A 12,109-nucleotide genomic window follows, 5' to 3' on the forward strand; every position below is an offset into this window, starting at 1 on the left:
GCTATAGACTAGTAACAAATAAACCACCAAACAAGAACTTCATGAAAAGAAGAAATTTCGTTCAACTTACCGGTTTGGGAGCCGGTGCTCTCTTTTTACCCGCCTCTGTAATGGGAAATTCTATCCCTGTAGAGGCACTTCTGGATCCCGGTATGGATATCGCTCTCAAAAAGAAAATGGCAGATATTGCATTAAATACTGCTAAATCTCTGGGTGCGTCTTATGCAGATGCTCGTATAGGGAGATACCTTAATCAATATCTGTTCACACGAGAAGATAAAGTGCAAAACGTTGTAAATACTGAATCTTTTGGCACTGGTATACGTGTGATCGCAAACGGGACTTGGGGCTTTGCTTCTACAAACGATGTTACAGAAGAAGGTATTAAAAAAGCTACCGCACAGGCTGTAGCAATTGCTAAGGCAAATTCAAAAATACAGAGAGATCCCGTACAGCTTGCTCCTGTAGAAGCTTACGGTGAGGTCTCCTGGAAGACGCCGCTGAAAAAGGATTTTAGAGAAGTTCCCGTTTCAGAAAAAGTAGACCTATTGCTAAGTGCTAACGCTGCAGCAATGGAGAATGGAGCCAATTTTGTCAATTCGGCTTTGTTTATGGTTAATGAGCAAAAATATTTCGCCTCAACAGAAGGTTCTTATATAGATCAGGATGTGCATCGTATCTGGCCTACTTTCAGCGTTACAGCTGTAGACAGGGCTGCAGGTAAATTTAAGACCCGCGACGCGTTAAGCGCTCCTATGGGGATGGGTTATGAGTATATGGACGGTCTTGAATCTGAAAAACTTGATGGCCCTGGCGGACTAAAACTGTACAAACATAGCTACGATATTGTAGAAGATGCGACTATTGCGGCTAAGCAGGCCAAAGAAATGCTTACTGCAAAATCTGTACAGCCAGGTAAATACGATATGGTTCTTGAGCCTAATCATTTAGGGTTAACTATTCACGAGTCTGTAGGTCACCCATTAGAACTTGATCGCGTGTTAGGTTATGAAGCTAATTATGCGGGTACGAGTTTTGCCACCTTAGATAAATGGAAATCTGGTGACTTTAAATACGGTAGTGACCTTGTAAATATTGTTGCAGATAAAACACAACCGGGCTCTCTGGGAGCGGTAGGTTATGACGATGAAGGCGTTAAAACGAAAAAATGGGATCTTATACGCAATGGTGTTTTAGTTAACTATGAAGCCATTCGCGATCAGGTTCATATGCTTGGCGAAACTGAATCTAACGGTTGCTGTTATGCCCAAAGTTGGAATGACGTGCAGTTTCAGCGTATGCCAAATGTGTCTTTAGAACCCGGTAAAGAAGAATATTCTGTAAACGACATGATTAAAGATGTTGAGAAGGGAATTTACATTGCCGGCAGAGGATCTTATTCTATAGATCAACAACGTTATAACTTCCAGTTTGGCGGTACTGTTTTTTATGAGATCAAAAATGGTGAGATAGTAGGCATGCTTAACGATGTTGCTTATCAATCTAACACGCAGGAATTCTGGAATTCTTGTGCTAAGATCTGCGATAAGAATGATTACAGGATGTTTGGCTCTTTCTTTGACGGTAAAGGACAGCCTTCTCAGGTAAGCGCCGTTTCACACGGGTGCTCAACTTCACGTTTTAATGATGTAAATGTAATCAACACAGGTCGCAACGTTTAATTCTTATTTCATAAAATATACAATTCAAAATGGCAATATATACTAAAGAAGAAGCCAGGCAAATTATGGAAAAAGCGTTAAGCTTTTCCAGCGCAGATGCCTGTGTAATAAATATGAGTGGTAATGAGAGTGGTAACATACGCTATGCGCGTAATACGGTTTCTACCGCCGGTCATCGTTCTAATCAATCGCTGGTTGTGCAATCCAGTTTCGGAAAAAAATCTGGTACCGCTACAGTAGATGAATTTGACGATGCTTCACTCGAGAAAGTGGTTAAAAGAGCAGAAGAATTAGCTCAGCTTTCGCCGGAAAACCCAGAGTTTATGGCTCCGCTGGAAGCGCAGGAATATGATGAGGCTATAACTTTTGTTGAAGCTACAGCAAATGTAACACCAGAATTTAGAGCTGAAGTAGCACTTAAAAGTATCGAGCCTGCAGAGCAAAAAGATGTTACGGCAGCAGGTTTTCTTGATGATTCTGCAGGTTTTAGCGCAATGTTAAATTCTAACGGACTTTTCGCTTACAATAAATCAACAGATGTAGATTTTACAGTTACCATGCGTACTAACGATGGTACAGGTTCTGGATGGGTAACTCGTGATTTTAATGATATCACAAAATTTGATCCGGCAGAAGCGGCAAACACAGCAATTGAGAAAGCGTTACTTTCTAAAGAAGCAAAAGCTATAGAACCGGGGCGTTATACAGTAATTCTTGAGCCGGCTGCGTCTGCACAATTATTAGGTAATATGGCAAGAGCCTTTGATGCGCGTACTGCAGATGAGGGGCGTAGTTTTATGTCTAAAGATGGCGGTACAAAACTGGGCGACAAAATCGTTGATGAGCGCGTAAATATTTGGTCAGATCCGTTGCATCCAGATGTTCCTACTTCAACATGGAACGGGGAAGGGATACCGCTTAAAAAGATGAAGTGGATAGAAAATGGCGTAGTTAAAAATTTAGGTTATAGCCGCTATTGGGCAGAAAAACAAGGTGTAGAAGCTGTCCCGTCACCTCGTAATTTTATTATGGAAGGTGGCAGCGCCTCGCTAGAAGATCTTATTAAAGACACTAAAAAAGGAATCCTGGTTACCCGTTTCTGGTACATTCGCTCTGTAGATCCGCAAACATTACTGTTTACAGGTCTTACTCGTGATGGAACTTTCTATATAGAGAACGGAAAATTAAAATATCCGGTTAAGAATTTCAGATTTAATGAGAGTCCTATCATCATGCTCAACAATCTGGAAACTTTGGGTGAGCAGGTTCGTGTTAATGGAAATCTTATTCCATACATGAAAGTGAGAGACTTTACATTCACTAGCTTATCTGATGCTGTATAGTAAAATAGAATTTTGAAACTGGTTGATCTAACCGCTTAGCTGCATTAAGGTCTTAGAGCTTACAAACAGAATTAATAGATTTTTTATCAATATTCTATTAATACTTTCAGTGGTTTTCGATTTATTTCAGCCAGTTTTTTAATGAAAATTGCCGATTTTTTAATCAAAAAAAATGGGTGATCAATACATTTTATCTTGAATAACGAATTCTTTTTTACACGCTTACAATATGAATCAGGAGATTGGGATGTTGATCAGCGCATGCCATCAAATCTTTTGAATTCTCTGGTAGAATACACTACACTGGCTGTAGATAAACAGGAAAATATCGTAACCCTTAGTAGTGATGATATTTTTAAATGCCCGTTTTGTTATATCTCGGGACACAAGCTGGTGCAGTTTACTAAAAAGGAAAAGGAGAATTTTGAGAAATATATAAGAAATGGCGGCTTTGTTTTCGCAGATGACTGCAACCACGATATAGACGGTCTATTTGCTAAATCATTTGAGCGGCAGATGGAAGAGATTTTTGGAGTTGGCGAACTAAAAAAAATCCCGAACGATCACGACCTCTACAATGTCTTTTTTGAATTTGAAGATGGCCCGCCCACAACGTCGCAGGAGTTGAACGGTTGGGGCGACGATCTCGTTCATGAATATTTAAAAGCTATTGAGATCAACGGTCGCATAGGCGTTTTATACAGCAATAAAGATTATGGTTGCGAGTGGGATTACGATTTTAGAAATAAACGCTGGTACAAAATAGATAACACCCGCTTTGGTGTCAACATCGTGATGTACGCCCTTACATCATAAATAAATAGCATATGAATGAAAATTTAGCAACCCTAGATCAGGAAATCAGTCTTTTAACAGGTAAAATCGCCGATTTAAAGGCTGAAATCGGAAAGGTTATTATAGGTCAGGAAGAGACTGTAGAGCAACTGCTCATAACTTTTCTTGCGGGTGGTCATGCTTTGCTTGAAGGAGTTCCCGGTCTTGCCAAAACCCTTATGATACGCACAATGGCGCAGGCAATTCATTTAAACTTTAAAAGGATTCAGTTTACGCCAGATCTAATGCCTTCAGATATAATTGGTACCGAAATTCTTGAAGAAGATCATACTACGGGCAAGAAGTTTTTCGAATTTAATAAAGGACCCATTTTTGCCAATATTATTCTTGCAGATGAAATAAATCGTACGCCGCCTAAAACCCAGGCAGCATTGTTAGAAGCGATGCAGGAATTTGAAGTCACCTATTCAGGAAAGACTTACTCGCTAGATCGCCCGTTTTTTATTTTGGCTACTCAAAACCCGATTGAGCAATCAGGAACTTTTCCGTTACCGGAAGCGCAGCAGGATCGTTTTCTGTTCTACATTAAAATAGGTTATCCCACAGAATTAGAAGAAACCAGCATTTTAAAAAGTACAACAGGTGGTAAAAAAGCTGTGATCAAGCCGGTAATAACTGGCGAGGAGATCTTAAGGCTGCAAGAATTGGTTAGAGAAGTTCCCATAAGTGATGACCTGATCACTTTAGTTAGCAAAATAGTACGCGCAACGAGGCCAGAGACCACAACAAATTCTTATGTGAAAGAATGGGTGAGTTGGGGAGCAGGACCCAGAGCGGGGCAGGCGCTTATTCTTACTGCAAAAGCCAGAGCATTATCGCAGGGCAGGTTGGCGGTAACGCTTGCAGACATTAAAACGGTTGCTTTACCTGTTTTGCGCCACAGGATTATCGTAAACTTTAGAGCAGAAGCCGAAGGGATTACAGCAGATAAAGTAACGCACGAACTCATAAAATCACTCACCACTGCTAAATAAATTCTAGTGAAGCAGGACTACCGCCAATTATTCAAACCTGAAATTATCAATACTGTTTCCGGTTTAGCGCTTATAGCGAAAATGACTGTAGAAGGTCACATTTCCGGGCTGCACAATAGTAGACGCATAGGTTCTGGTATGGAATTTAGTCAGTACCGCGGTTATGAGCCGGGCGACGATCTAAGACTTTTAGACTGGAAAATGCTTGCACGCTCAGGCAGATATAATATAAAACAAGCTGAGGTTGAGACGCACGTGGCGGTAAAATTTATTCTTGACTCCAGCAAATCAATGCTGCACAAAGAAGGAGCACTTTCAAAAATGGATTATGTGCGTATTCTGATTGCTTCATTGGCATATCTGGCAAAAGAACAAGGCGATGCTGTGGGGCTTTTCGCTCTAAATGACAAGCATTTGCACAGTTTATATCCTACAATCCAGAAGCAGCATTATAACCGGTTTTTACATGAATTGATAACAATTACCAATGTTGGCAAATGGCCGCAGGATCCCAGAGATGCTAAAAAACTACATGATAGAAGTCACAAAGAACTCATCTTTTTTGTGACTGATATGTATGAACATAATGACGAACTCACAAAAACAATAAAGTCATTAAAGACTGCACGCAATGAGGTTATGGTTTTGCATGTGATGGGAACAAATGAACTGCGATTTAATTATTCAGGGGCGGTGACATTTGAAGATCTGGAAACAGGAGCAACAATAAAAGTTGACACTAAAAATGCAAAAGAAACCTATTTAAACAACCTGAAAATCCGCTTAGAAAGTATAAAAAACAGCCTTTTAGCCTCAAATATCGGGTATGAACTATTCAATATTGATCAACCTCTGGGCGAAGCATTACAGGTGTTTTTAAAAAACCGAAGTCGTTTACTCTAGTATGACGCTACTCAATCCCTCATATCTCTGGGCGCTACTTGGTCTCGCAATTCCTATAGCTATTCATTTGTGGAGTAGAAAGGAAGGCAAAACCATTCAAGTGGGAAGCATTGAGTTATTTTCAGAATCAGATTCAAGCCAGAGCAGCAATATTAAGATCAATGAATTGCTATTGCTATTGCTTCGCGTACTTGCGATTGCAACCCTTGTCATTATTCTTGCCCAGCCATTTGTAAAGGGAAAAACTGAAAATACATCAATCAGTTATTTTGTTGAATCTGGTTTATTGAAAAATGAAAAGCTAACCCATGTTCTTGACACATTGCCAGAAGGTTCTGTGCATGTTTTTACAAAAGATTTCCCTAAACATGCTCAAGGCGAAAATTACAAAACTTCCATTCCTAATTATTGGCAATTAGCTGCAGATTTAGAAGATTTTCCGGCAGACAGTATCGGGATTTTTACAAATGCGTATTTAAACGGAATAAAAGGTATGCGTCCTACAATCGCTTCAAACATCAACTGGATCACCATAGAAGACGAAGCAGAAACCGATAAGCTCATAGAAGCTAAGAGCAAGGAGTACAACATTCAGTTAGTGTATCTCAAGGCAAATAGCAAAAGTCTGGCTTTTGACAAAGAAACTATTCCTGTAAATGAAAACCGAGTTTCTATTTCCGGCGACAGCCTAATTTTTACTCAGAATAACGTAGAACAACGTGTTCGTTTAGATACGCTTAAAACTGTTGATGTAACCATTTTTTACGATGATGAATTGAGCGACCAGATGAAATATATGGCTGCTGCTTTTAATGCGATTGGTAATTATTTAGATCGCCCCATTAATCTAGACATAACTCAGAATGTAGATAGTCTCAATCTGGCAGGAGCCGAAAACCTGGTCTGGCTGAGCAAAAAACCGGTTTCTGGCGGTAATAATCGGTTGATCTATAAACCGGATAGTCTTACTAATTCATTAATTGAAGCCACTTTGGTTTCTAATGAATTTCACCTCACCCAGAACCTAAACGCTGAAAATGTTATCGATAAACATTTGGCTGAGCAATTGCTTCCTTTTCTCAATCTGCATCCGGATCTGGAAAAAACGATCTCAAAACTGGATAAACGAGTAGTGGCGCACGGCGCACTTTCTCCGGTTAAAGCTTCCGCGAAAGCGAACAAAAATACAGCAAACCTAATCGATTTTTCGCCCTGGCTGTGGTTGCTCCTTTTTATTTTATTAATAGCAGAACGCATTCTGGCAAAATACCGAAAACAATGAGCCAGACGGGAAAAGACATATTGATCAGGTTTAAAAAACGCTGGCAAATGATGCTCAGCGCAGAAAGTCTGCTTTATGGCTTAGGTCCGGCAATTCTTGTTTTTGTGCTTTTTCATAGTCTTTTTATAGCAGTTTCCGTTTTTATAATAATTACAGTTATAGCATTTATAATCCTGCAACCCTGGAAGATTAATCTGCCACATGTGAGCAGTTACATAGATGATCACATAAATTCTGTTGAGTACAGCAGTAGCTTATTGATTGCCCATGAAACGGTTTTATCGCCTTTAGCGCAGTTACAGCGGCATCGCGTTTCACAACAGTTGCCTGCAAAGATCAAGCAATTGCAACCCGACCATAGTTTAGGGCGAGCTGCGATTGTAGCTGGCATTTTCCTCATTTTCTCATTGTTGTGCTATCAGTTTGGGATTTCTGTTTCTTTTGATCCTGATAATAATCATATTGAAAAAAGTGAAAAGGTCGTTTTTAAAGCTGTTGATTCAACAAAAAGCAAAGTAAATCCGCCGATTTTAGAAAGTCAAAAAGTCACAATTTCTTATCCCGTTTACACGAAAAAACCTGCTTTTTCAACCTCAAAAATGGATGTGAAAGCTCTTGATGGTTCGCGTTTATACTGGCAAATAAACTTTGATGCTGAGGTTGATAGTGTTTTTTACGAGAACGGTGGTAAAAGCTATTCAATGCAATTAAAAGAGGAAGCCTATCGATATTCTTCCGTGCTCAATAGCTCAGGTTTTTACAACTTCAGGTTCACAGATCTTCACGGGAAAAGTTACGTTTCAGAACTCTACTCGATAGAAGTTTTGCAGGATCAGGAGCCCATTATTGAGATTGCAGATTTAGAACAATACACAGCTTTCAATTATGACGAACCAAAACATTTTTCATTTACAACTCAGATTAGTGACGACTTTGGGATTGCAGATGCTTCAATTATTGCAACGGTAAGCAAAGGCACCGGGGAGTCTGTTAAGTTTAGAGAAGAAAAATTGACTTTTGATAATCAAGTGAAAAGTGGAAGTAAAAACCTCCTTTTAAGCAAGAAAATCGACTTAAATGACCTAAAAATGGAACCCGGTGACGAGCTCTATTTTTACGTTCAGGCGACCGATTTTAAACAACCACAACCTAATATTTCGCGTAGCGAAACCTTTTTTGCAGTCATTCGCGATACGGTGACATATGACGAGGGAGTAGAAGGCACGCTGGGTGTAGACTTGATGCCGGTTTATTTTCGCAGTCAGCGACAAATAATAATTGATACCGAAAAACTTATTAAAGACAAATCTAAAATTGCTGTTGATGAGTTTAACTCGCGCAGTAATGATCTTGGTTTTGATCAAAAAGCATTGCGTTTAAAATACGGCCAATTTACAGGTGATGAAAACGAAGGAGGAACGGCAGAAGAGGAGGTTCATCATGACGAAGAAACAGTAGAAACCGATGACCCGCTAGAAGGTTACAAGCACAATCATGACAGCAGTAATGAGAATAATCTGGTAGAAAAATCTGAAGAACCCGAGGGAGACGCGCCTAAATTCACGCAATCTATACAGAGCAAACTGCGACAGGCTTTAAATGAAATGTGGGATGCAGAATTGCATTTGCGTATGTACGATCCTCAAAAGTCGTTGCCTTATCAATATCGCGCACTCGATCTTCTGGAGCAGATAAAAAACAGCGCGCGCATTTATGTGCACCGCATTGGTTTTGATCCACCGCCTATAAAAGAAGATAAACGCCTTACCGGCACTTTAGATGAAGTGGTTAGTTTTAAAAAAAGTGATGAGAATGATGAGCAGGATAATTTTCAATTTATGCGGAAATCGATCTTGCGCATAGAACAAATACTGAATAGTGATAAACAAGTAACAAAAGCAGATCAGGAGCTTTTCGCGAAAGCAGGAACTGAATTATCAACCCTGGCAATAGAAAATCCGGGAGAATATCTCACTACGTTGCAAAACCTGAAATGGCTGGCAGAACTAGAAAAAACCACTCTTAAAACACTAAAAATCGTTCAAAAAGGACTCATAATCGCGCTGCCTAAAGAAAGTGCAGAGCCGGTTAAAACGTCTGCAAAATATGACGAACTCGATCAATTAATGCTAAAAGAACTTCAGCAAAATGATTAAGAATTTGTCTTTTGCAAATACATCATATCTCTGGCCGGTCTTGGGCGGGGCGGTTTTGCTGTTGCTGATTTTTATATGGAAAGAACGAAAATCGCCTCAAAACAACCGATTTTGGCTTAAAATCACCGCTATTTTTCTGGCTATAATTTCTTTGGCATTGATCGCTTTAAAGCCACAAACCACACAAATTGCACAGTTGGGGACGGGAATTATCCTTACTGAGAATTACAAACCCAAAACCTTAGACAGCCTCAAAAAACTGCATAAAAGAGCTGCGATCTTAAATTACACTGCGGGTAAATCATTACACAATGCGCTCGATTCTTTGAGCACGATGTATGTTTTGGGTAACGGACTGAAACCTTTTGATCTTTGGCAACTAGATTCTGTTTCTGCCAATTATTTAGGAGGTAAAAATCTAAATGGAATAACAAAGCTTCAGTACAAACAGCAAAATAGAGTAGGCGATGAGCTGATTGTGAACGCATTTTATGAGCAGCCGGGAAATGGTAATAAAATTATACTTCAGGGCCCGGGCGGGGCAGATTTAGATTCGGTTAATTTAATACAGGGTGATTCTCAAATTTTACGATTAAAAAGTCAGCTCAAGGCGAAAGGGAACTTTCTCTATTCAATTGTAGAAAAGGATTCTTTAGGAAAAGTGCAAACCACAGATCCACTTCCTGTGCAGGTGAATGAAAAGGAAAAACTAAGAATTTTAATTGTAAATGGTTTTCCCACTTTTGAGACTAAATATTTAAAGAACTTTTTAGCGGAAGCTCAAAATGAAGTCACCGTAAGAAGCCAGGTTACAAAAGGTAAATTCGTTTTTGAGAATTACAATACCGCAAGCAAAAATATAAGTGCTTTAAGCGAAAAGAATCTTGAAGATTTTGATCTGCTTATTATTGATGCAAATTCGCTAAAAAGCCTTCCTAAAAGTCAAAAATCAGGTTTAGAGGAAGCAATAACTGGGCAGGGACTGGGCGTTTTTATACAGCCAGACACCGATTTTTACCGGTTTCAGGGCGATTTTTCAGATTTTGCTTTTGGTCACGATGGCAATGAGATAGTGAATCTTGATCTGGCAAAGCGGTTAACGATGAACAAATATCCTTTTCAGATCACGAGTCAATTTGGCCTTGAGCCAATACAGAAATCTGGAAATGAGATTATTTCGGCATATAAACAACATGGATTAGGCAGAATTGCAACGACGGTTTTGAGTAATACATATCAATTGGTTTTAGAAGGCCACGAAGAGCAATATAAAAAGTTGTGGAGTGAGACGATAACAGCTGTTGGTAAAAAAAAGCAGTCTTCCACAGAATGGGAAGTATCCTATTTTGGGGTACAAAACCAGCCTTTTAATTTTAGACTACGCACTAAAATAAGTGAGCCACGCGTGTACATACGTAATGGTTATGATATTGCGTTGCGGCAAGATGTAGATGTAAGCAGTTTATGGCGTGGTACGATGTATCCTCAAAAAACCGGATGGAACAGCTTAGTTATGCAGCAGGATTCTACACAGGTCGCGCACCTTTTTGTAACCAATTCTGTTAAATGGCATGCTATGTTTGCCAGACAGACCATACATGCAAATAAAACCTATGTTAGCAAACGAAAAAACATGGATTTGCAAGGCCAGAGTAAACAAGCGATAAACCCGCTGTGGTTCTACGTTTTTTTCATTTTTGCGATGGGATTTTTATGGCTTGAACCTAAACTATAATTACAGTAAAAATAGAAATGTTAAAAACACAAATTAGATCAAATTTTTAATATGGTAAAGAGTAATTTTAAATCGTTAATTTCAGGTATAACCTGCGTAGTCTGCTCCACTCATGAAAATTAAGTATTTTGTATATGCGCTCTTGGCGATAGGATTAATTGCTTTGATCGGGTACCGCATCAAAGACAATAAAGCGGCTGAGGTCATGGGTAATCAAAAAGGTCCGCAGCAGGCGGTTACAGTAGCGGGAATGGTGCTTAAACATCAGGAATTTTCAGATAATCTCTCGCTTTCCGGTTCTTTAGAAGCTAACGAGCAAATCGAGATAAGAAGTGAAGTTTCTGGTATTGTAGAGAGTATCAATTTTGATGAAGGAAGAAAGGTTAACAGAGGCCAGGTTTTGCTTAGGGTTAATGACCTTGAATTAAAAGCACAACTGGCTAAAGTAAAAACCGCACAAAAACTCGCTTCTGAGAATGAACGCCGCGCCAAATTGCTTTTAGAAAAACAAGCAATAAGTCAGGAAGAATATGACATAGCCGAGGCTGACCTGCAATCTGCTTCAGCAGAATCTCAACTTATTGCTGCACAACTTGATAAAGCAACTGTAAGAGCTCCTTTTTCCGGTTCTATAGGTCTGCGTTACATTTCGCAGGGAACTTACGTTACCCCGGCTACGCTTATAGCGAAACTGGTAAATACAAACCAATTAAAGATCACTTTTTCGATTCCTGAAAAGTATGCTTCGCAAATACAAGTAAACGACACGCTAAGTTTTACCACATCTAATTCTAACAAAACACATTCTGCGACTATTTATGCAATTGAGCCTGAAGTAGAAGTCGCTACGCGTACATTAAAATTAAGAGCGATAGCAGATAATGCAGAAGGTGATCTTTACCCGGGAACGTTTGCTAATGTTCTTATGCCGCTGGCTAAAGTTAATGATGCGCTTCTTGTACCTACAGAATCATTGATCCCGATACAGAATGGTAAAAAGATATTTGTTTCAGAAGGTGGGAAAGCTAAAGAAGTTGTTGTAGAAACTGGAGCCAGAACAGATAAATCAATAAGAATACTTTCTGGTCTGCGGGCTGGAGATACGATACTTACTTCTGGGGTTATGACCTTAAGAGAAGGTTTGCCAATCAATATTGATCCCTTACAGACAGAATAAAC

At 39.5% G+C, this 12,109-nt stretch carries 9 protein-coding genes; all 9 read left to right on the forward strand.

What is annotated here, in order from left to right; all coding sequences use genetic code 11:
• Window positions 1–41: 41 nt before the first annotated feature.
• Entirely contained in the window at window positions 42–1,682 is a 1,641-nt protein-coding gene (locus tag ACH3O9_RS13240; RefSeq protein ID WP_416441209.1) for a TldD/PmbA family protein, read from the forward strand.
• Between the two features lie 29 nt (window positions 1,683–1,711).
• On the forward strand, window positions 1,712–3,025 hold the full coding sequence (locus ACH3O9_RS13245) for a TldD/PmbA family protein (protein WP_416441211.1): 1,314 nt from the start codon (window positions 1,712–1,714) through the stop codon (window positions 3,023–3,025).
• A 195-nt stretch (window positions 3,026–3,220) separates the two neighbouring features.
• Entirely contained in the window at window positions 3,221–3,841 is a 621-nt protein-coding gene (locus tag ACH3O9_RS13250) for a DUF4159 domain-containing protein (RefSeq protein ID WP_416441213.1), read from the forward strand.
• A gap of 11 nt (window positions 3,842–3,852) precedes the next feature.
• Window positions 3,853–4,854, forward strand: a complete 1,002-nt coding sequence (locus ACH3O9_RS13255; RefSeq protein ID WP_416441215.1) for an AAA family ATPase — start codon at window positions 3,853–3,855, stop codon at window positions 4,852–4,854.
• A 6-nt stretch (window positions 4,855–4,860) separates the two neighbouring features.
• Window positions 4,861–5,757, forward strand: coding sequence for a DUF58 domain-containing protein (locus ACH3O9_RS13260; protein ID WP_416441217.1), 897 nt, complete (start codon window positions 4,861–4,863; stop codon window positions 5,755–5,757).
• A gap of 1 nt (window position 5,758) precedes the next feature.
• Complete coding sequence (locus ACH3O9_RS13265) at window positions 5,759–7,039, forward strand: BatA domain-containing protein (protein ID WP_416441219.1); 1,281 nt, start codon at window positions 5,759–5,761, stop codon at window positions 7,037–7,039.
• Window positions 7,036–9,195, forward strand: a complete 2,160-nt coding sequence (locus tag ACH3O9_RS13270) for a tryptophan-rich sensory protein (RefSeq protein WP_416441221.1) — start codon at window positions 7,036–7,038, stop codon at window positions 9,193–9,195. Before ACH3O9_RS13265 ends, ACH3O9_RS13270 begins: the two co-directional genes overlap by 4 nt.
• The gene (locus ACH3O9_RS13275) at window positions 9,188–10,930 is read left to right on the forward strand and encodes a hypothetical protein (RefSeq protein ID WP_416441223.1); all 1,743 of its coding nucleotides are present in this window, start codon (window positions 9,188–9,190) and stop codon (window positions 10,928–10,930) included. Before ACH3O9_RS13270 ends, ACH3O9_RS13275 begins: the two co-directional genes overlap by 8 nt.
• 112 nt (window positions 10,931–11,042) lie before the next feature.
• Window positions 11,043–12,107 (forward strand): efflux RND transporter periplasmic adaptor subunit, encoded by a 1,065-nt coding sequence (locus ACH3O9_RS13280; protein WP_416441225.1) that lies wholly within the window; start codon window positions 11,043–11,045, stop codon window positions 12,105–12,107.
• Window positions 12,108–12,109: the final 2 nt, after the last annotated feature.

The sequence above is a fragment of the Leeuwenhoekiella sp. A16 genome (assembly GCF_047946675.1).
Lineage (GTDB): Bacteria > Bacteroidota > Bacteroidia > Flavobacteriales > Flavobacteriaceae > Leeuwenhoekiella.

Coding starts and splice junctions, on each gene's coding strand:
- ACH3O9_RS13255 (WP_416441215.1), top strand. CDS start 3,853: ATGAATGAAAATTTAGCAACCCTAGATCAGGAAATCAGTCTTTTAACA.
- ACH3O9_RS13275 (WP_416441223.1), top strand. CDS start 9,188: ATGATTAAGAATTTGTCTTTTGCAAATACATCATATCTCTGGCCGGTC.
- ACH3O9_RS13240 (WP_416441209.1), top strand. CDS start 42: ATGAAAAGAAGAAATTTCGTTCAACTTACCGGTTTGGGAGCCGGTGCT.
- ACH3O9_RS13280 (WP_416441225.1), top strand. CDS start 11,043: ATGAAAATTAAGTATTTTGTATATGCGCTCTTGGCGATAGGATTAATT.
- ACH3O9_RS13265 (WP_416441219.1), top strand. CDS start 5,759: ATGACGCTACTCAATCCCTCATATCTCTGGGCGCTACTTGGTCTCGCA.
- ACH3O9_RS13245 (WP_416441211.1), top strand. CDS start 1,712: ATGGCAATATATACTAAAGAAGAAGCCAGGCAAATTATGGAAAAAGCG.
- ACH3O9_RS13270 (WP_416441221.1), top strand. CDS start 7,036: ATGAGCCAGACGGGAAAAGACATATTGATCAGGTTTAAAAAACGCTGG.